The following is a 21,225-nucleotide window of genomic DNA, read 5'->3' on the forward strand; positions in this document are numbered from 1 at the left end:
TTGGAAATAGTTCTCTATTCAGTTCCTCTTCAGTTGCCGGGAGCAGGATCTTCAAGGTTTTCTGTGGGTAAATATTAATTCTTGACATTTTTCTTTGGAGGGGAGATTATTTTGGTGAGTAATCCACTCTGGATATTGTTTTTTCTTCAGCATCCAGAGCGAAGCATATTATGGACTATTGATGAGCGTGATTGATATATACTAAGTATTGCACTCCAATAACAACAACATTCATAAGCATGTGAAGCAATATAGGCATTAATATACCATTTGACTTAACTCTCGCCACAATGAGTGTTAATGAAACTAAAAATAGCATAACAAAAGTTCGTATGTCAGAATACTGAAGGTGCATTACAGCAAATAGAAATGAAGTAACAACAGCTGAACCATAAACATTCCCGTTGAACCAGAATTTAAAGGAATTAAAAAGACAACCTCTGAACACAATTTCTTCATATATGGGCACTATAAAAATAGCAGGAAGAACATTAATCCAGAAAATATAATGCTCATAAGATATTTGGGATGTGCTCCATGATTCAGCCTTCCTGAACCCCAACAAATATGGCACCATAAATTGAATGAATATAATTATAAAAAACAATATAAAAAATAGCTTCAAGTTGAAAGTGCCAATGCCAAGCCCATCTCTTTTCCTAAAAAACAAATAATACAACGGAACTAAAATAATAAATTCGAGGATGAATAACATGGGGGCAAGAAGTCCTCGAGACATAATTTCCGGGCTATTTTTGAAAAATAGTGGAGTGAAGGTAATAGCAAAAAACAATACAAACATAGAAAAACAGCCGGTGCTATTTCTGTTCTTTTTTATATACTCACCGTTATACTTGTTGGTTTCCATTTTGCCTCCCTGTTGCTTGTCATGGCAATAATTTTAAATTAAAGGATTTGGAGTGGATTATTTCGTTTCCATAACGAAAATCGAACGATGTAACTACGTGATTCTGGGGATGACATATACATTGATAGTTCCTTCTGAAATTGTCCTGAATTCATAATTTAAGCTGCTATTCAAACCAGCAATATTTAAGGAAGTTATAAGAGCACTGATATCGAAACTGAAGGCGACATTCTCCAAAATGCCTCTTTTATTTTTCTGTACATGTGGCATTCAAGGTATATGTTCGTTAGATCGGCTCTTATCAAGAGCTCTATTATAAGGGGGGTATGAATGATTATCAATCGTGTTTTATAAAAATTATCATTCAAGCTATTGTCAAATATAGTATGGCTTTACTTACGCACACCACTTAGTAAACATGTATATGTATGACGGTTTAGTTGCATAAAAATTGACTACAGCGCCCTCTTCTATATTGGAATGATGGCTAATCATCTTTTCGACTCCTCCGAAAGTGGTTCGAACTCAGCCAATCATTTCAGGAATTAACGATTATAGGGCTGACTACATTTTTGACTTCTTTACTACAGAGTGTTTATGGTTGAATGAAAGAGAGCTAGGGTTACGCTTATCATTGGATATAGTACTTTAAAAATGCATAGGATAAAACAACAGCATTATTAAAAACTAATGAAGCAATAAGTGTATCTTGGGCTCCTTGGGCGAGAATATTGCAAAACAAGGAAGTGTTATGTGGGTAATAAACTGCATGATGATTACATTTATTAATCAAAAAAATAAAGAACTGCGTTGAGTTACTTAAAATACCTAATACAGCCTGTGAATGTTTATTTAAAATGGCGGCGAGTTCAATAATCAAAAAAACAGTCAGTTAAGGAATTTTTGTTTTTTGATTTTCAACAGCATTTGACTGACAATGGACATGATAGAGAAGTAGAAATATAAACATTTTTTGCATGTTTATGAAAAAAAACAAAAAAAACAATGTTCTGAGATTTCAGACGGTTGCATTAAGGCTTGCTGATTTTTGGCTTTAATTTCGAAGAAATTGCTAAGCCTTAAAATAAGAAAGTGGAGCGTGGAAAGAAAATTCAATTCCGGAGGAATTGCTAATTTTCAGGCACCGTGCCCACCTGCGAACATTCGCCCAAAGCGAATTGAGCAGGCCGGGGGAGCCGCAAAAATTTTGCCGCCCCGGCGAGCAAAAAGGCACGCCCACGTGCCGGTTTTTGTGGGGGCCTGCCCCGCACACCGTCAAGCTAGGTCATATTTTCTGCCCCAGCGGGGAATATGACCGTTCAGGCGCGACCAACCCCTTTAAAGCAGCGTTCCCGTTTTTTCGAGCCTGCGAGATAAAACAGGCGAAACGCGCGTCTTAAAGGGGTTGGTCGCGCGTAGCGTGCGACGGTGTGCCGCCTTTGACCCTGGGGGTTTTGACGCAGCGTTCAGCGTAGTCATTACCCCCATGTAACATGCAGTGAGGGCGTCCAGCACGAACGTAATGACACACGCCGTTGCCTGCCATTATCCTGGCTCACCACACATACTGCTGATAATGAACGTCCCGTTTTCCCTGAGTAAACGTCTGACCTGGCTGTAAGCCTGTTCACGCTGGCTTCCCGTCAGGCAGTGCATGCAACTGCCATCAAAAATCAGGTCGAAACAATTATCTTCCAGTTGCACCAGCGAGCAGACATCACCTGAAATCCTCTGTTCTGCGAAATTTTCCTGCGCCCAGTGAATGGCTGTGGGCGAAAAGTCCACGCCACAGACATGATTTCCTTTCCGGGCAAAACACAGGGATGCCATCATTCCGTTGCCTCGCCCCAGCTCCAGGATATGGCTCCCCGGCTCAGGTAAATGGCCCGTGGCGGCCAGTGAATCGAGCGTTTCTGTCAGTTTTTCCCATGCCCAGGGATAGCCATCACCGGTCCAGGCAGATTTATCGTTATTACGGAGTTCCTGGTATATCTGCTCGTAGGTTTCCATTCTGCTCTCCCGGGCACTCAGCATTGAACCACCTCAGGCCCTTTCATAATTCTGCGCCACGGATAAACGACTGTTCTGGTGCGGGGAGCTTTTATGCCCGGGATTGCATTCCTCATGTGTACCGGGGAGATAGTACTTCCATCAGAGGAGGGAGAGGTGCCTCCAGGGCAACCATCCATGCCCCGCTGGGCCTTTTTCCCGGCAAGCCCGGCTCCACCGTTCGCATCATTCGTAACTGCAGTCTGTACCCGTCCCCTGAGTCACTCTGACCGGCATAAGTGAATGCTGAAAATGCCAGGACAAACAGCAGAAAAAAACTCAATAACTTACTCATACTTTATCCTCTTTCCGCATCCATTATCTGACCGTCATCGAATCAGCCTGCTGTTCAGTCACTTTCAGCACCGTGCCCGCGAGCGCGGTATGGAGAGCTTCCCGGATAGTCATTCTACCTTTAACGGGATTTACGCTGACCCGGGACGTCCTGCTGAGGTCAGCCCTGATAAAACACCCTGTCCCGTGCGGCAGTTGCTGAGCAGTTTCATCAAACCGGGAGAAACTGATGTCATAATCTGCAATGGCGTCACACTTCCCCTCCGGCACATGAACATCCTGGGAAGCACTGCATGAAATAATTAAGAAAACCATGCTGGTACTCAAAATCTTTCCGGATAAACACGTCAATTCCTGTTCCGTCACATTCATCTGATGAATCCTCATGAGATTTCACACAGCGATAATAACGACAAAGTTATTAATCTGTTATTTCAGTGAGGTTTTTTATTTAATAAACTTATCGGCAAAGGTAACAAACTGTTGCCAGTCATAAGGCGTGATATCGTGCCCGCCAGAACGGACGTGATAACTCAGCGTTCCCGAAAGTGGCATACTGGTTCGTGGCATTTCCTGATACACGGGTTCATTATCAGTTTTTACCTGCAAGCTCCCACACCACTGAGGCTTCTTTTAATCCGGTAAATTCGCCCATCTGGCCTGCGCTGACCGGGAAATGTACTGGTTAAATGTTCGCTTTCAGGCACCAGTCAGGAACTGTGTTTGATCGGCTCCTCACTGAGTGGCGTGAACAGTTTATCCACCATCAAGATGCGGGGTGAGAGATTTCTTGAAACAGGTCACAGTGCCGATACCGGGGCATCATACCGGGGGCATAACCAGTATAAGGCTCCGGTCCTTCTTTATTGCTTTATATTATTGGCTCTGACAACTAGGAAATGGCTGTCAGAGCCAAAATGGCCAACAATCTTGGTATCGACATGTTCCAGTTCCTTCCTGGCAACCATTCGTATTTCGCCAGCCTTTTCCCCGGCAAACCCGGCCTGACGGTACGCAGCATTTGTACGCCACGATCAGTGTACCCGGATGCTACCCCCCTCAAAAGGGGATAGCTGAATGTGTCGACAGTAAAGCCGCGCCTTTATTATGAGAACTGGTTGATTTTATTTAAAAAAAACGTTAATTATATAACTTTTAACACTACTGAATACATTAAGATGAAAAAATTAATTTTAAAAATTAACCTATGTGTGTGTTTTTCTCTGGCTCAGTTCACTCATGCGGCACAATTAACTCCCTTCGCTGATGAAAACAGAAACTTATGGTTGCGAATGGAAGGGACTCTTGAAAATGGGGACGCGCAGTCATTCAACAACTACATTGAGGAGGCGAAGGCGCAAAATCTAGAATTTTACGGGGTTACTTTGATATCCAGTGGTGGGTTATTACAAGAAGGAAAAGCTATTGCGAAGCTGGTCAGAGACAACAGAATGATAACCTACGTTCCTGATAATTCATTGTGTGCCAGTTCATGCTTTTGGGTATTTGCTGCAGGGATACACCGGTATGCTGGCAAGCAAACTTCCATCGGCGTTCATAGTGTAGGGCGAACAAATCAAGAAGAAGATGAATTAACAAAATCGAATACACTGGATATGATTAGGGCATACGCAGCTCTGGGAGTACCTGATGATATTGTCGGTGCAACAGCAAAAACCAAACCCAATGAGATACACTTCCTGACCAGAAGTGAACTAAACGCAATGGTGAACAACCCTGCACCACCCGAAGAATTTACAAATTACCTTATTTCAACAAATCAATCAGTAGAGACAACAAAATTAATTCAAACATCCTTACCATCAGAAGAATCCAAAAACTACTCCCGAGACCTCAATGAGAGAGGGATTAATCTCATTCATACAGGAAATTACGATGAAGCAGTCAAAGTATTAGAAGAGGCTAAAAAACATAATAATTTTGACACTGAAGTTTTAGGAAACTTAGGTTACGCTTATTACAGGAATAATGACTTAAAAAATGCACAGGATAACATAACAGCTTCATTAAAAATCAATGAGACAAGAAGTGTATCCTGGGGTAACCTTGGCGAAATCGTTGCAAAGCAAGGAAATGTTAAGTGGGCAATCGACTGCTTTAATAATTATATTTATTACTCAAAAAATAAAGAGTCTGCATTAAGGCACTTAAATCGCCTGACACAGTCTGAGAATATTTACTTATCGATGGCCGCAAGTTCAATAATCAATAAATAATCACTATCGTGAGCCAATTCTGTCTGCCCTGTTGGCTCATGTTAGTAGACAAAAGAAAGAAAAGGAATAATTAATAAATGCTGTCAGAAATAATTTCCTCAATGATAAAATGGCGAAGGTAAGTATTCAGTGTTAGGATAACATCGCCATTGCCTCCTCTGAGCTCGCAGAAAAAAACACCCTTATTCCTTTGTTGGGAATAATTTCCATCATACCTGCGAAAGATAACAGAGAGAGGAGCAGAAAAATATTGTACAGACCTACGACATCCATTAACCCACCAAATATAACCATTCCCAATATGATTTAATCATAACAAAAATAATAAGGTCGGATAAAAAATTATCCACAATTATTTAGGCAAGCTGAGCACTAATAGCAAATCGGCAGTAACACTTATTCAGTTCCTGGACAGACCAATGATAAATACTCCTATAAACCGCGCTATAACATGATGATAGATTTCCATCAACAAATAAGACAAAAAATTGGAGAAAAAACACACATTGTATTTACTGTCAAACCATTTATTTAAATAAGGATCCCATAATGACACCGCAACCCATACTTCTTGTTAAGAAACCGACAAAAACTGGCGAAAGTCCATTTATTTCCTTTATGATGCATGGAAATTCCAGTGTCATTGGTGCAAAAGCAGTAGCTATAATCAGACTATATAAAAATACCGACTATAAGCAAGCAGTGGGCAATTGTAAATAAACAATTACTAAAATAATTTTTAGGGATATAGTTAACTGAATGCCTACAAAGAAGAATTTTGCAGGCATTACAGGTATGTATATTAGACACCAATTATACGTATACTATGTTGTTGATTATTTTTTATGGCCCAGACATTTAACTCTGCTAAAATCTGAGAAATAAACTCTCCGTTCGGATCATGACCTATCGGGTCATAATCATCTCCGTTGAATAAGCTTGATATAAGATTTTGTACTTTAACCTTAAGTTCGTCATCAGATGATATGCGATGAAAAGCAGAATATGGTTTATCTTTGCCAAGTTCAGTTCCTCCCAGAAAGCGTTCAAAGTCAGGGATGCTCCAGCGATCATAAACAACATGGCCATTTTGTCTGCATCTTATTATTTCGTTGCGAATTGTCTCATTGATAGTCCACATTCCATTTCCGGAACCATCCTTGCGATATGGCCAATCAATATCATGCACGATCCCAAAGTTGCTTTTGAAATGGCGTAGCATTTTTATTAAAGGTACAAGAACGGCTTTACCCCGCGCCCGGATAATGCTTATCTTTCCTGCCATTTCATGCTGAGTTTTTACTATTGCAGAAATAAATGCCGCATGTTCAGTATCACCCTCTACAATAATTGGATAACTGCCAAAGAATATTTCTGCAAAACCTATATCGGTTAGTTGCAATGCCTGTAAATTATCTTTCTCTTCTGCAGAAAAGTTGGCTTCATCTGCGACATATAATTTTGGAGATAATGATTTCCCATCAGGTGAACGTTGCATACGTGCAATTGTCGTATGGTCTTCAAGTGGGTTAATAAAGTAAGGTGAGTGCGTAGTCAATAATACTTGCCAGTCAGGATGTTTTCCCAGAGCATAAAGGTGTGATTGTGCAGCTCTTGCTGCCATTGGATGCAAAGCATTTTCTGGCTCACCCATCAGAAGGACGTAGCCCGGCAATGCAGGATCTTCGGCATCCTCCGGAATTACACCTCCATTTTTTATAGCGTCAATTTGGTGGTTAAGTAATTTTACGGCCTCACTTTCTGCATCCTTTTTACACTCTTTCTTTAATTGTTCATTTAAAGACTTAAGAAGTGCATCTCGTTTTTCAGTTTGTCGACTGATCTCATTATGAACTTGTAACATCGCCCAGAATAAAGCTCTCCTTGCTCCTGTACCTTGTTGTCCTATTCGGGATTGGCCAGCAGCTTCTTCAACCAATAATCCGGATCCTTGCTTGAGCAAATTCTCAATTTTTAGTTCAGGTGGAATCATTTCTACATGGAGTAGTACGCCAAGCCCTGGAAAGATACTTTGAAATCCAGATTGTATTTGCTGAGAAATGCTGGAAATTCTTTCCTGATGAGGTCCTGCCAGTGCATTAACAGTAGCTGCCAGAGCCGCTTTATCTTTCGATATCTGAGAGTTATTATCACTTTCCAGTGTCTTAATTTCCTTTACTAAAGGGCTTAAGGCAAGGGTAAGCAATACTTCTTCTGTCGTTATGGCATCATCTAATGATTTTATACGCATTGGTCTTGGAAGCCGAGATTTGAAAACATTATCGGCTCCACCAGCCTTCCCATCAGGTGCCCAATTATCTAATTGAGGATCCCATGTTTTCCTTATAGCCTTTCCGGTTTCATCCCAGACCCATGAACTTCTGACTATCCTCTTTTCGCCATCAACAATCTTCCATTTTTCATCTACATTTCCCATTCCTTCTGGAATATGAACATCAAGGATAACCTCAGACGGTTGTTCAGCAGTAGCCCAATTACATCGGTCATTACTAATATTGAAAGAAATTGGGTTAAATGCGAGTTCGTAAGCCCTGAGTATCGTTGTTTTTCCGGAGTTATTGGGGCCAACAAGAAAAAGGATATCATCAAGCTTAACCTGAACACCCTCAGGCCCGATACATCCTATATTCTTGACATATATACTTAATAATTTTGATCTCATACCTTCATCCCTTGAAATGACATGATAGAAAATGCATATTGAAAATCAATTAACTATATGTATGTAACCGAAGGTAAATTGCTACTTTTTTTACAGCATGATGTGATTGTGTGTCGGATAGCCTGAGGATTTCTGCTGACGACTGCTTGGCACAGAGCAGACTGCCAAGTTTTTTACTCAGGTTGCAGTTCCACTACGGGGGCAGGATCAACACAGCCTTTAAAGATATGACCATATTAACGATCACTTAATGCACCAGACCGCTCAAATCAGTTTCATGTAATCAGCTTCGATTGGTGGTCATTCTGGTGGTCTTGACAGATGGGGGATTCAGGTTTAGCTTACTTATTAGCCAGTTACTGGCAAAGGCGATCCCAGTCAGAGGAGCCAAATTTAAGAAGCCTGCTTTCGAGCAGGCTTTTTGCTTTTCTGTCTACCACCTTTCTTCCGTGGACAAACACCGCCGGGTCGTTTGTTTCGCTTATCCGGACGCTGACGCTCCCCAGCGGGTAACGTCAGCGTTTATCTCACGATTCCCACGTCATCGACGATTAACGGAACGGCGGCTCGTTGAAGGTGCGCAGCTTACGCGAGTGCATGTGATCTCCCTCGGCGCGCAGCAGGTCAATCGCCCGGATGCCTATCTGCAGATGCTCGGAGATAGCGCCCTCGTAAAAGCGGTTAGCCTGGCCGGGGAGCTTGATCTCACCGTGCAGCGGTTTGTCCGAGACGCAGAGCAGCGTGCCGTAGGGGACGCGGAAGCGATAGCCCTGGGCGGCGATGGTCGCGCTCTCCATATCGATAGCTACCGCCCGGCTGAGATTAAAGCGCAGCGCCGAAGCGGAATAGCGCAGCTCCCAGTTACGGTCGTCGGTGGTGACCACCGTCCCGGTACGCAGCCGCTGCTTAACCTCTTCGCCGGGCATTCCGCTCACCTGCTTGGTGGCGTCGTAGAGGGCGCGCTGCACTTCGGCAATGCTGGGGATCGGAATATCTGGCGGCAGTACCGCATCCAGTACATGATCGTCACGCAGATAGGCGTGGGCCAGCACATAGTCGCCGATGGCCTGGCTTTCGCGCAGGCCGCCGCAATGGCCGATCATTAACCAGACGTCCGGCCGCAGTACCGCGAGATGATCGCAGATGGTTTTGGCGTTGGCCGGGCCGACGCCAATGTTAATCAGGGTGATCCCTTTGCCGTCGTGGGTGATCAGATGCCAGGCCGGCATCTGGTGCTTCTTCCACGCCAGATCGGAAATGGCCTGTTCCGGCGCTTCGGTCTCGGCGGTGATCCAGATCCCGCCGGCGCAGGAGAGAGCGATATAGGGGCTGTCGGGATCGAGGATCTGGCTGCAGCCCCAGCTGACGAACTCATCCACGTAGCGGGTATAGTTGGTGAACAGCACGTAGGGCTGGAAGTGTTCCGCCGGCGTGCCGGTGTAGTGTCGCAGACGCGCCAGCGAAAAATCGACGCGGCGGGCGTCAAAGTGCGACAGCGGATAGAACTCGGTGGGATGGAACAGGCCATCCGCGGTCTCATCGCCAATTTGTGACAGCTCGGTGGTAGGGAAATAGCGCGTCAGACCGGCGCTCATCGAGCGGTCGAGTGTCAGGGTGGAACCATCGATCACGTAAGGATAGGGGATCTCATGCTGCGACAGCTCGACGCTGATATGCGCGCCATAGTCCTGATACAGCAGGGTCAGCTGTTCCAGCAAATAGTTGCGGAACAGTTTCGGATTCGTAATGGTGGTGGTATAGCAACCGGCATGGGTGAAACGTCCCCAGGCGCGCGTTTTGAGGGCTTTATGATCGGCGCCGTCCCAGGAGACCGACAGCTGCGGATAGACAAAAAGACCTTCCGCGCGGGCTTCGGTATCGGGGAGCGTATTATGGTCGATATAGTCGCCGATGGCTTTGCGTAACGCCGTGACCGAGGCTTCATAGCGCGCTTCCAGCTCGGCAAGCGCTTGTTCCGGGGTCAGACTTGCGGCCTTGATATTCATGATTCGCTCCTTGTTTCAGGTCTGCTGACATTCCCGATAGTATGTCACAGCGGGAAAAGGGCGAAGGAGAATTTATCTGTCAAATGCGACGATACTCAGACCATAACCAGTAAAGGGAGCGGACTCGTGTTATTTGTCGGCGTTTGTCCAACGCTCGCTGCTATAATGAGTGGCGTTGCGGATCTTCAAAGTTTGCGTCGGATTATTATTCAGACAATAGCGCGCATCGGCCAGCGGAGTGAGTTTATCCCCTTCCCGCAGGCGGAGGCGACAGGCTTCAATCTCTGCGATCATCTCCAGCGCACCGCTCTGAAGCACGACGCGGCAGAGGCTGGCCGAAGCGTTGTCCTGTACTTTTTTTACCCACCACTCCATCTGTTTTTTATCCTCTCATAGCGACATGTGCGTCGATAATTCATGTTTCTTAAAAATCTGACAATAAGATTATCCCCTTGGTTTATGCAGTGTTTAAAAATACGCAACCGATTGTTGATCTGTGCGCTAGGTTTTTTTATGCCGGGGGGCAATGATCTGCCGGGTTTAATTTGCAGGAAGCGATGACTATGCTGAAAAGCAGTCCGTGAGAATAGCCTGTCAGGAAGAGGGCTGATAAGTCCGGCTACGCAATAAATATAAGAGAGAGCGTCATGAAGCATCTATTTCGACACTGGCGAACGTCGGGCGCCGTTATCGGCTCACTGCTGAAAAAAGGGAGCATTGCGGTACTGGCGCTGCTGGTGGTCTTTCTCGCCGGGCGGATCTATGAGTCCCAGCGCGGCCCGGCCCTGCATCGCTGGCATACCTGGAGTGGCAACGAGATGTCGGCCGAAGAGATCGACCAGGCGACCTTTGCCCAGTATTTGGCGCGGGAGAAGACGATTTTCGCCGATCTCCAGCGTGAGGTGACAGAGGCTTTGCCGGAGGAAGATAAAACCCCGGTCAACCGCTTTTATCGTCACAGCCGGGTCTGGCCGGGGCAGTTTAAGCAGGACTGGAACCGTTCTTTTGTGCTGATGCCGCTGGGCAAGCCGCGCGGCAGCGTGGTGCTCCTCCATGGCCTGACCGATTCGCCCTACAGCGTGCGCTATCTGGCGCAACTCTGGCAGCAGCGGGGTTATGTGGCGGTGGTGCCGCGTTTGCCGGGACACGGCACCGCGCCGGGGGCGTTAACGGCGGTTGACTGGGAGACCTGGCTGGCGGCGACGCGTCTGGCGGTACGCGAAGCGACCCGCCTTGCCGGGGCGGACGTGCCGCTGCATCTGGTCGGCTACTCTAACGGCGGCGCGCTGGCGCTCAAGTATGCCCTCGATAGCCTGGAGGATAGCCACCTGCGTCAGCCGCAGCAGATTATTCTGCTGTCGCCGATGATCGGCGTGACCGCGTTTGCCCGTTTCGCCGGCCTCGCCGGGCTACCGTCCGTCTTCCCGGCGTTCGCCCGCGCGGCCTGGCTGAACGTGGCGCCTGAGTTTAATCCGTTCAAGTACAACTCCTTTCCGGTCAAGGCGGCGAGACAATCGTGGTTATTGAGCCAGGCGCTGCAGCAGCAGATTATCCGCGCTGCCCGGCAGGGCGAGCTGAAAGCGCTGCCGCCGATCCTCACCTTTCAGTCGGTGATGGATTCCACGGTCAGCACCCGCGCGGTGGTGGAGTCCCTGTATCGCTATCTGCCGGATAACGGCAGCGAGCTGGTGGTGTTCGATATTAACCAGGCGGCGGATCTCCGGGTCCTGTTTCGCCCTGCGCTCTATGCGGCGGTGAATACGCTGCTGCCCCCGGCGCCGCGGGCCTATACCACCACGGTGGTGACCAACGCGACGGCGCACACGCTGCAGACCGTCGCCCGGACCACGCTGGCCCAGGAACGGGAAGAGCATCGTTATCCTTTACACCTGGCCTGGCCGGCGGATATGTACTCTTTGTCGCATGTGGCGGTGCCGTTTCCCCTGAGCGACTCGCTGTATGGTCGCGAGCCGGACGAGAAGAACCGCTACGGCATTAGCCTGGGCACCATTTCACTGCGCGGAGAGACCGGGACGCTGAGCGTGGGGCTGGAGACGTTAATGCGCGTCACCTCCAATCCATTCTTTCCATGGATGATGACGCGCGTCGATGAGCGCATCGCCTGCGGCGAACAGGCGGCGGTGGCGGCCTGCCTGAAAGCGCAGACCAGAGTAGAGGCATTAAAACAGGGTCAGGTGCAGAACGGTACGCAGCAGGATGCCGACGATCGCCGCGGGAGCCACGAAGCGGAACAGGCGGACAAACCGTGAGCTGATGCCAAGAAAAATGCCGATACCGGGAAGATCAAAGGTCTGGATCAGTAGACCTGCCGAGGCGTTGACCTGGTCCACGGTGACTTTGCCCTGCTGGATCAGCTCGGAAATGACGCCAAAGTAGGCGGTGCCCCCGGCAACGCACTTCACCAGCGCCGGCAGCACAAAGTTCTGGGGGATGTGCAGCCAGCTGAGAAGCGGCTTCAGCAGCTGCTGCAGCAGGTCGATAGCCCCGGCGCCCTGCAGCAGCCCGACGATAGTTAACGACAGGATCAGCATTGGCACCGCGCCGAGCGCCAGGCGGATGGCGTCGGAGCCGGCGCTGTTAATCACGGCCAGAATTCCCTGGCTGTTCTGCTCGGCGTTCGGCAGCGCTTCCGCGCGGGGGCTCTCGGCGACCGATAAGCGCCGTCCGGTGACGTGCCAGGCGACGGCGGCCGCGCACAGGCCGCCGACCACCGAGATAACGATCGAGGCCAGCCAGTGCAGACCAAAAGGGGTAAGAGGATAGAAGACGTTGCCTTGCCCCATGGCGAACACCATGGCCAGCGTGGCGGCCATTTGTCGGTCCGAGACGCCGCGTTTATCCATAATCGACAGCGTGGCGAGCGGGGCGGCAAAGCTGACAAAGTTAATCTGGATCAGGGCGAAGGCGCTCATCCCGGTTAAGCCGAAGGGCTTCAGCAGCGGGGCCACCCAGCGAACAATCACATCGAGGATACCGCGGACCTCAAGGTATTTCATGATGATCAGCATGATCACCATGATCGGCAACAGCGTATACAGCGCGACGTCAACGGACGACTTGCCCGCCGCCATAATGATGCTTATGACATCCATTTACTTTTTTTACCACTCGCAGAGCTATTTGTTCGCGTCATCATAATCCCGTGGGGAAGGAAATGATATGCCTTGATCCCTCTCGGGATCCGGCGCCGCACGGGCGCCGGGAGAAGAGGATTACTGGCCGATATTGACCAGCGTCCGACCATGAATATTATTGCTGAGGAAATCTGCGGCATACGCTGGCGCCTGCTCCAGCGTGATTTCAGTGGCCGCCTGCTGGTAGTAGCTCTCCGGCAGAAGCTGGGCCAGACGCTGCCAGACGGCGTCGCGTTCAGCGGTCGGCACCATCACCGAATCCACCCCCTGCAGACGCACATTGCGCAAAATAAACGGCATCACGGTGGTCGGCAGATCGAAGCCCCCGGCCAGACCGCAGGCGGCGACGCAGCCGCGATATTGCGTTTGCGCCAGCACTTTGGCCAACACCGGGCCGCCAACGGTATCCACCGCGCCCGCCCACAGCTGTTTCTCCAGCGGACGGGTCTCCGCGAAGTCGCTGCGCGGCAGGATCGTATCGGCGCCCAGCTGGCGAAGGTAATCGTGTGTCGATTCCCGGCCCGATACGGCCGTCACCCGGTAGCCAAGGGCTTTCAGCAACACCACGGCGGTGCTGCCGACCCCGCCGCTGGCGCCGGTGACCAGGATATCCCCGCTGTCAGGGGTGACACCCGCACTAACGAGAGCATCAACGCATAGCATCGCGGTAAAGCCGGCGGTGCCGATGATCATTGCCTGGCGCGCGCTGAGCGTCTCCGGCAGAGCAACCAGCCAGTCGCCTTTAACGCAGGCTTCGGTGGCCAGGCCACCCCAGTGGTTTTCGCCCACGCCCCAGCCGGTGAGGATCACGGCCTGGCCGGGAACAAAGCGCGGATCGCGGCTTTCTTTCACCTGACCGGCAAAATCAATGCCCGGCACCATCGGAAACTGACGGATAATTTTGCCTTTGCCGGTGATCGCCAGGGCGTCTTTATAATTGAGACTCGACCAGTCGATGGCGACCCGGACGTCGCCTTCGGCAAGAGCGGGCAGGTCGATATCTTTGACGGTGGCGACGGTGCGGTTGTCGATCTGGTCCAGAACTAATGCTTTCATGACAGAGTATTCCTCGTCGGAAGGGGGTTATCGGCGCTAGCGCCGTCCTGTGCAGGTGTTTTTGTTGTCATACTGTGCGCAAAAAAATCCCAGTACTGGTTAAGCGGTGCGGCAGACTGGACCAGCCTGGCGCGCATCACCGCGCCTTCCCAGCCGATCCAGAACACCTGGGCCAGCGCCTGCGGTGAGGCGTCGCTGGCGATGGCCCCGGCTGCCTGCGCTTCGCGCAGGCAGCGCGCCACGCGCGACTCCCATGCCGCCAGGATAGCCATCAACCGTTGGGGAAACGTCTCGGGTAACAACGGGGCTTCCTGCAGCAGGTTGCCCACCAGGCAGCCGCGGCGAAACTGGAATTTCTCCATTCCCTGACCGGCATGACGCACAAAGGCCGCCATCCGTTCCAGCGGCGGCACGGCGTCGTCCAGCAGGAATTTATCTAATTTATGCGCAAAGAAGTCGCCATAGGCGGCAAGCACGGCGAGGCCAAAGGCCTCTTTGCTTTTAAAGCAATGATAAAACGACCCCTTTGGCACGGCGATATTCTTGATCACCGCATCAATACCCGCCGCGAGATAGCCCGTTTCGGTCAGCACTTCAAGGCCTGAGCGAATCAGCGCCTGACGCGTATCGTCAAACTGGCGATCGACCTTGGGTGGACGGCCGCGGCGGGGCTTCAGGACGGCGGAGGTATCGGGATTCATGATTTAGACCGTGTGGTTTAATTGTTGGTCAGGGTACGCCCAATTTAGGGGTAGGGCAAGCATTGCGCGTAGCGTAAGGCTGGCTGACCAATCATCCTGAACTGGCGGGCGTTAAGAATTATTTATCGCAAATACGTGGTTCGCACTGCCGGCGGGGGCACGAAATATAACTCTGCCGGGTATATTAGACTGGTCATTAATATCCATATTCACAATGCATAATACGAATTAATAATATTGGGAATATATAAACAGCGGGGGGCTGGAGCGGTTGAGTGGTTTTGTCCATGTGAAGAGGCCAATTTGCGAAGTACCCGGTCGACAGTCCCGTGAGGACTTCTCCCCGGAATGCCGGCCGGCGATGATTTGCAGACGATAGCGGATTGACAAACGCGGCTTGATAAAAGACATTGTCACCCCTGATCCGGCACCGGTTGCCACCTCAGTTTAAATATTATCGCCGGCAGACAATGACGTCTGTCTTTAATTATCGGTGACTGGGTAAATAATCTGTTACCGAAACAACACCTGCGAAAAAGGATTAACAGTCTGATGTACAGAATGAATATTGCCGTCAGAGGAGGGGATGAATGTCGCTAATTGCTATCGTGCTGGTCTTTATCATGGCCATCGTGGTGACCGTGTTCCTGTCCCATCTTCTGCCCGTTAAAGTGCCGCTACCGCTGATCCAAATCGCCGCGGGCGCCGCGCTGGCCGCCAGTGGCTTTCAGGTCGATTTTGACCCGCATATTTTTTTACTGCTGTTTATCCCGCCGCTGCTGTTCCTCGATGGCTGGCGCATCCCCAAAGACGCTTTTTTCCGCGATATGAAGCCGATTTTATCGCTGGCGATAGGCCTGGTGATGGTGACTATTCTCGGTATTGGCCTGTTTATTCACTGGCTGATCCCGGCTATCACCGTGGCGGCAGGGTTCGCCCTCGCGGCTATTCTGTCGCCTACCGATCCGGTGGCGGTATCGGCAATGACCGCCAGCTCGCCGCTTCCCTCAAGGATGGCGCATATTCTCGAAGGGGAGTCGCTGTTAAACGATGCTTCAGGGCTCGTCGCCTTTAACTTCGCCATCGCCGCGGTGCTGACCGGCAGCTTCTCCCCGGGAGACGCGGTGGTGAAATTTTTCCTGATGGCCTTCGGGGGCATCCTCAATGGCCTCGTGGTGGTGTGGGTCACCGGCAAATGTAATAACTTTCTGGTTCGGCGCACCCGCGAGGAGCCAGCCATCCAGATCCTGATCAGCCTGCTTATCCCTTTCGCCGCCTACCTGCTGGCCGAGGCGTTCCATGTCTCGGGCATTCTTGCCGCCGTCGCCGCCGGCATTGCGATGCATTATGAGCAGCTGTCGGGGCCCCGGCTTCCGGCGACGCGCATGAAAAGCAGCGCGGTATGGTCCATGCTGCAGACCACCCTCAACGGGATGATCTTTCTGATGCTGGGCGAGCAGCTGCCGCGCATGCTCAGGACGCTGCCGGCGGTAGCCAGCCAGGCCGGCGTCTCTTCGCCCTGGTATCTGCTGCTGTACGCCGTGGCCATCACCCTGGCGCTTGGTCTGATGCGCTTCGCCTGGGTATGGCTGTCGATGAAGCTGACAATTTTTCGCCGCAAACGTCGAGGCAAGGCCATCACCGTCCGTCCACGCTTCAGTATCCTCGCCGTCATGGCGCTGGCGGGAGTGAAGGGCTCTGTGACCCTCGCCGGTATTCTGACGCTGCCGGTGGTGCTGGCAGATGGTTCGCCGTTCCCGGGCCGTGAACTACTGATCTTTCTTTCGATGGCAGTGATCCTGATGTCGCTGGTGGTGGCGGCTATCGGTCTGCCGTTTATGACCCGTTATCTTGCCGATGATCTACCGCATGACACCGGTAAGGACGACATTGGCGCCGTGATGACCGAGGTGGCCATTAACCGTCTTAACGCGCTACTGGACGAGCCGGTGGAGGATCCCAGTGAGCAGGCCCTGCGGGCCGATGCCGGCAATATGCTGCTCGAAACCTATCAGCGGCGGCTTCACTATAACGACAATGACGAGGGGCAGGATGTCGGGCTGGAGCTGGCTAAGCGCGCCAGGCTGGAGAAATATATGCAACGAGAGGTCATTATCGCCCAGCGTCAGGAGCTGTTCCGGCTGCGCCGCGCCCATAACATCAGCGATATCACTTTTTATGAGGTGCTGCGGGAGATAGATCTGAAGGAAGAGAGTTTACGCTAAAGCCGCAATCGCCGGAGGGTGGCCATTCGCCTTCCGGCAGAAGTACCGGCGCTGAAAAGCAAAAAGCCTGCTCGAAAGCAGGCTTTTTTAAATTTGGCTCCTCTGACTGGACTCGAACCAGTGACATACGGATTAACAGTCCGCCGTTCTACCGACTGAACTACAGAGGAATCGTGTGAACGGGGCGCATATTAACGATGCCATCCGGCCTTGTCAAAGCCTGATTCAAAGAATTGCGTTCGACTGCTGACAATTTCAGCAATCGCCACCCATGCGCTGTTTTTTTCACCATGTTGCACCGTTGTAGTGCGAAGGTACCCCTAATGGGGCATACCACAATCTGCTTACCGGGCAAATAAAAACCGAATTGCTATCACTATCCCTTATAACACTGCCTGCGGCGGGCGACAGCCGAGGAAATGCAAAGCTGGCAAGCAAATTGCAAAAGCCAGTGCATCATACTCCCAGCGTTGACGCTGGCGTTCCTTACAGGAGGCAAAATGAACTTAAGACGACTGAAATATTTTGTGAAAATCGTCGATATCGGCAGCCTGACCCAGGCCGCTGAAGTCTTGCATATCGCCCAACCGGCCCTCAGCCAACAGGTCGCGACCCTGGAAGGTGAAATGGACCAGCAGTTGCTGATACGCACCAAGCGAGGGGTCACGCCAACGGAAGCCGGTAAAATTCTCTACACCCATGCGCGCACTATCCTGCGCCAGTGCGAGCAGGCGCAGCTGGCGGTCAATAACGTCGGCCAGACGCTGCGTGGTCAGGTGTCGATCGGCCTGGCGCCGGGCACCGCGGCCTCCGCCATTACCATGCCGTTGCTGCAAACGGTGCGCAATGAGTTGCCCGAGGTGATGGTCTATCTGCAGGAGAGCAGCGGCACAGCGCTGAATGACAAGCTGCTGGCGGGCCAGCTGGATATGGCGGTGCTCTATGAGCGTTCGCCGGTGGCAGGCATCGTCAGCCAGCCGCTGCTGAAAGAAGACCTTTACCTGGTCGGCACCCGCGACTGCCCGGGGCAGAGCGTGGATCTCACGGCGGTGGCGGAGATGAACCTGTTCCTGCCGCGCGATTACAGCGCAGTGCGGGCGCGGGTCACCGAGGCATTCACCCTGCGTCGTCTGTCGGCGAAAATTATCGGCGAGATCGAATCCATCACCACCCTGACCGCGGCCATCGCCAGCGGCATGGGGGCGACGGTGTTACCGGAATCCGCTGCTCGTTCCCTGTGCGGGGCGGCGAACGGCTGGATGGCGCGGATCAGCACGCCTTCAATGAGCCTGTCGCTGTCGCTGAACATGTCGGCTCGCGGCAGTCTGTCGCCGCAGGCGCAGGCGGTGAAAGAGATCCTGCTGTCTCTGGTGAGCCGCCCATCGCTGGAAAACCGTGAACTGCAGCTGGTCAGTTAGGGTATATTCTCTTAAGGAATAAGTTGCTGGTTTTTATTATTTGTTACCTGGGACAACAGACTTTAACAATAGCAGATACGTTAAGTCCATTGGCCCGGAGGAAAGGGTGAACTTCCAGCAGCTGAAAATTATCCGTGAGGCGGCCCGTCAGGATTACAACCTGACGGAAGTCGCGAATATGCTCTATACCTCGCAGTCAGGCGTCAGTCGCCATATCCGGGAACTGGAAGAGGAGCTGGGGATTGAGATCTTTATCCGCCGCGGCAAACGCCTGTTAGGCATGACCGAGCCGGGTAAAGCGCTGTTATCGATTGCCGAGCGGATCCTCAATGAAGCCAGTAACGTTCGGCGGCTGGCGGATCTCTTCACTAACGATGCGTCAGGCGTCTTAACTATCGCCACCACCCATACTCAGGCGCGCTACAGCCTGCCGCCGGTCATTAAAGCTTTCCGCGAGCTGTTCTCAGATGTTCGCGTCGAGCTGGTGCAGGGTACCCCGCAGGAAATCGAAGCGCTGCTGCATAACGGCGGAGCGGATATCGGCATCGCCAGCGAGCGCCTGAGCAACGATCCGACGCTGGCGGCTTTCCCCTGGTTCCGCTGGCATCACAGCCTGCTGGTGCCGAAGGATCATCCTTTGACGCAGGTTTCTCCCCTGACGCTGGAGGCGATCGCCCGCTGGCCGTTAATCACCTACCGCCAGGGGATCACTGGCCGTTCGCGCATTGATGAGGCGTTCAACCGCAAGGGGTTGATGCCGGATATCGTGCTGAGCGCGCAGGATTCCGATGTGATCAAGACCTACGTGGAGCTGGGGCTGGGCGTCGGGCTGGTCGCCGAGCAGTCCGGTGATGCCCGGGAAGCGGACACCTTTACGCGTCTTGATACACGCCATCTGTTCGATGCCAATACCGTGTGGTTGGGACTGAAGCGGGGCCAGCTGCAGCGGAATTACGTTTGGCGCTTTATCGAATTGTGCAATGCCGGACTGTCGCTGGATGAGATTAAGCGTCAGGCGATGGAGCCGGAAGAGGCCGCAATCGACTATCAGATTTAAGGAAATGCTGGCCAGCGGGTCGGGGAGTGGAAATAACGCTATAATTCACACACGTGAGTCGCGACTGAGGAAGGGAAAATGACGATGCGGCGTGTGAAATTACTCTGTACGGCGCTGATGCTGCTTGCCAGCCACGGCGCGCTGGCCGTCAGCTATCCGCTGCCGCCGGAGGGGAGCCGTTTGGTGGGCAGCGCATTTACCATTGCCGTTCCGGACAATAACACCCAGCCGCTGGAAAGTTTTGCCGCCCAGTACGGCCAGGGGTTAAGCAATATGCTGGAAGCCAACCCCGGGGTCGATGTCTATTTGCCACGCTCCGGTTCGACGCTGACCATTCCGCAACAGCTGATCCTGCCCGACACCGTGCGCGAAGGGATCGTGATCAACGTCGCCGAAATGCGTCTCTATTATTATCCGCCGCTGGGCAACAGCGTCGAAGTGCTGCCAATCGGCATTGGCCAGGCCGGACGCGAAACGCCGCGTAACTGGGTGACGGCAGTAGAGCGTAAGCAGGAAGGCCCCACCTGGGTGCCAACCGCCAATACCCGCCGCGAGTATGCGAAAGAGGGCAAAACCCTGCCGGCGCTGGTGCCTCCCGGGCCCGATAACCCGATGGGACTGTATGCGATCTACATTGGCAGGCTGTACGCCATCCACGGTACCAACGCCAACTTTGGTATCGGGCTGCGCGTCAGCCAGGGGTGCATCCGCCTGCGCAATGACGATATTAAATTCCTGTTTGATAACGTGCCGGTTGGGACGCGGGTTCAGTTGATCGATCAGCCGGTGAAGTACAGCGTGGAGCCGGACGGCAGTCACTGGCTGGAGGTGCACGAGCCGCTGTCGCGCAACCGCGCGGAGTTTGAATCCGACAGAAAAGTCCCCTTGCCGATGACCTCGGCGCTGCGCGAGTTTACTCAGGGGCCGGGAGTGAGTCCTTCGCAGGCCGAGCAGACCCTGCAGCGCCGCTCCGGCATGCCGGTGAATATCAGCGCCACAGCGGCGCAGGGAAGTTTGTAGCGGGTCGTTTAGTCTGATTAACGGCTATTGTAAGAAGGCTCTTTTGCTGTCGATGCATTCAACGTTGTTGGGAATAAGGATCGGGAAACCGATCCTTAACTTATCAATAGTGGCTGTGATGGCGTTTTAATGAGGGCGCCAGGAGATGCTCAGGAGGGGATGATAAAGTCTGCAAATATATCTATGGACTTAATATTGTTACTGAGGATCTTTTTTTTGGCTGCCATTGTCCATGAAAGCGAAGATACCGCTTATGATAGCCAATATCCAGAATATAATACTAATGAATTTTGCAGAATCCATATTATCAAAACACTCCTGACCACAGCCACTACCGCTGACCCCCATCCCGACGATCATGAAGCTCATCATGCCGCTCAACAATGCCAGAATCACGAAGACTACAGTGATGAAAATTTTTATACCTTTTATCATAAATTAATATCCTTATTTTAT

General features: G+C 51.4%; 16 protein-coding genes, 1 tRNA gene and 1 pseudogene. 7 read left to right on the plus strand and 11 right to left on the minus strand.

The genetic code is table 11. The annotated features are described in order from the left end of the window. Nucleotides 1-175: 175 nt before the first annotated feature. The 3 genes from LPQ25_RS09160 to LPQ25_RS09170 form a co-directional block, all read right to left on the minus strand. Nucleotides 176-868 (minus strand): CPBP family intramembrane glutamic endopeptidase, encoded by a 693-nt coding sequence (locus tag LPQ25_RS09160; protein ID WP_004890961.1) that lies wholly within the window; start codon nucleotides 866-868, stop codon nucleotides 176-178. A gap of 1,545 nt (nucleotides 869-2,413) precedes the next feature. Next, complete coding sequence (locus tag LPQ25_RS09165; RefSeq protein WP_004890964.1) at nucleotides 2,414-2,878, minus strand: class I SAM-dependent methyltransferase; 465 nt, start codon at nucleotides 2,876-2,878, stop codon at nucleotides 2,414-2,416. A gap of 357 nt (nucleotides 2,879-3,235) precedes the next feature. Next, complete coding sequence (locus LPQ25_RS09170; RefSeq protein WP_004890967.1) at nucleotides 3,236-3,583, minus strand: hypothetical protein; 348 nt, start codon at nucleotides 3,581-3,583, stop codon at nucleotides 3,236-3,238. Nucleotides 3,584-4,389: 806 nt separating this feature from the next. Between LPQ25_RS09170 and LPQ25_RS09175 the strand changes: the two genes are divergently transcribed. Then, nucleotides 4,390-5,448, plus strand: coding sequence for a hypothetical protein (locus LPQ25_RS09175; protein WP_014907297.1), 1,059 nt, complete (start codon nucleotides 4,390-4,392; stop codon nucleotides 5,446-5,448). 549 nt (nucleotides 5,449-5,997) lie between these two features. Then, on the plus strand, nucleotides 5,998-6,168 hold the full coding sequence (locus tag LPQ25_RS09180; RefSeq protein ID WP_153244918.1) for a hypothetical protein: 171 nt from the start codon (nucleotides 5,998-6,000) through the stop codon (nucleotides 6,166-6,168). 82 nt (nucleotides 6,169-6,250) lie between these two features. Here the strand turns inward: LPQ25_RS09180 and LPQ25_RS09185 are convergent, their stop codons facing one another. The 3 genes from LPQ25_RS09185 to pmrD form a co-directional block, all read right to left on the minus strand. Then, nucleotides 6,251-8,131, minus strand: coding sequence for an ATP-dependent nuclease (locus tag LPQ25_RS09185; RefSeq protein WP_014907298.1), 1,881 nt, complete (start codon nucleotides 8,129-8,131; stop codon nucleotides 6,251-6,253). 551 nt (nucleotides 8,132-8,682) lie between these two features. Next, complete coding sequence (locus LPQ25_RS09190) at nucleotides 8,683-10,137, minus strand: AMP nucleosidase (RefSeq protein ID WP_004148975.1); 1,455 nt, start codon at nucleotides 10,135-10,137, stop codon at nucleotides 8,683-8,685. Between the two features lie 129 nt (nucleotides 10,138-10,266). Next, nucleotides 10,267-10,512, minus strand: a complete 246-nt coding sequence (gene pmrD, locus LPQ25_RS09195) for a signal transduction protein PmrD (protein WP_015874957.1) — start codon at nucleotides 10,510-10,512, stop codon at nucleotides 10,267-10,269. A gap of 272 nt (nucleotides 10,513-10,784) precedes the next feature. Between pmrD and LPQ25_RS09200 the strand changes: the two genes are divergently transcribed. Then, the gene (locus LPQ25_RS09200; protein WP_014907300.1) at nucleotides 10,785-12,407 is read left to right on the plus strand and encodes an alpha/beta hydrolase; all 1,623 of its coding nucleotides are present in this window, start codon (nucleotides 10,785-10,787) and stop codon (nucleotides 12,405-12,407) included. Here the strand turns inward: LPQ25_RS09200 and LPQ25_RS09205 are convergent. From LPQ25_RS09205 to acuR, 3 genes and pseudogenes are all read right to left on the minus strand, one after another. Beyond that, on the minus strand, nucleotides 12,318-13,250 hold the full coding sequence (locus LPQ25_RS09205; protein WP_015874958.1) for a nucleoside recognition domain-containing protein: 933 nt from the start codon (nucleotides 13,248-13,250) through the stop codon (nucleotides 12,318-12,320). The two genes, LPQ25_RS09200 and LPQ25_RS09205, sit on opposite strands and share 90 nt — an antisense overlap. 120 nt (nucleotides 13,251-13,370) lie before the next feature. Further along, entirely contained in the window at nucleotides 13,371-14,333 is a 963-nt protein-coding gene (locus LPQ25_RS09210) for an MDR family oxidoreductase (RefSeq protein ID WP_223174639.1), read from the minus strand. After that, nucleotides 14,224-15,049 (minus strand): annotated as a pseudogene (acuR, locus tag LPQ25_RS09215) (acrylate utilization transcriptional regulator AcuR). The gene LPQ25_RS09210 and the pseudogene acuR overlap by 110 nt, the downstream one beginning before the upstream one ends. A gap of 590 nt (nucleotides 15,050-15,639) precedes the next feature. Here acuR and LPQ25_RS09220 point away from each other — a divergent pair. Next, on the plus strand, nucleotides 15,640-17,274 hold the full coding sequence (locus LPQ25_RS09220; protein WP_014907303.1) for a Na+/H+ antiporter: 1,635 nt from the start codon (nucleotides 15,640-15,642) through the stop codon (nucleotides 17,272-17,274). Nucleotides 17,275-17,368: 94 nt separating this feature from the next. On the opposite strand, the gene LPQ25_RS09225 is transcribed toward LPQ25_RS09220, so the two are convergent. Beyond that, nucleotides 17,369-17,444: transfer RNA gene (locus LPQ25_RS09225), tRNA-Asn, on the minus strand. A 330-nt stretch (nucleotides 17,445-17,774) separates the two neighbouring features. Between LPQ25_RS09225 and nac the strand changes: the two genes are divergently transcribed. The 3 genes from nac to ldtA all read left to right on the plus strand — a co-directional run bounded on the left by nac (nucleotide 17,775) and on the right by ldtA (nucleotide 20,769). Then, complete coding sequence (gene nac, locus LPQ25_RS09230) at nucleotides 17,775-18,692, plus strand: nitrogen assimilation transcriptional regulator NAC (protein ID WP_002911729.1); 918 nt, start codon at nucleotides 17,775-17,777, stop codon at nucleotides 18,690-18,692. A gap of 106 nt (nucleotides 18,693-18,798) precedes the next feature. Further along, nucleotides 18,799-19,749, plus strand: coding sequence for an HTH-type transcriptional regulator Cbl (cbl, locus tag LPQ25_RS09235; RefSeq protein WP_004180456.1), 951 nt, complete (start codon nucleotides 18,799-18,801; stop codon nucleotides 19,747-19,749). A 78-nt stretch (nucleotides 19,750-19,827) separates the two neighbouring features. Continuing rightward, a complete protein-coding gene (gene ldtA, locus LPQ25_RS09240; RefSeq protein WP_014907304.1) occupies nucleotides 19,828-20,769 on the plus strand; it encodes a L,D-transpeptidase in 942 nt (313 codons plus the stop codon). 198 nt (nucleotides 20,770-20,967) lie between these two features. On the opposite strand, the gene LPQ25_RS09245 is transcribed toward ldtA, so the two are convergent. Further along, nucleotides 20,968-21,204: a hypothetical protein gene (locus LPQ25_RS09245; RefSeq protein ID WP_002911721.1), complete on the minus strand. Its 237-nt coding sequence runs from the start codon at nucleotides 21,202-21,204 to the stop codon at nucleotides 20,968-20,970. Nucleotides 21,205-21,225: the final 21 nt, after the last annotated feature.

This window comes from Klebsiella sp. KPN54798, from assembly GCF_021184225.1.
Lineage (GTDB): Bacteria > Pseudomonadota > Gammaproteobacteria > Enterobacterales > Enterobacteriaceae > Klebsiella > Klebsiella pneumoniae.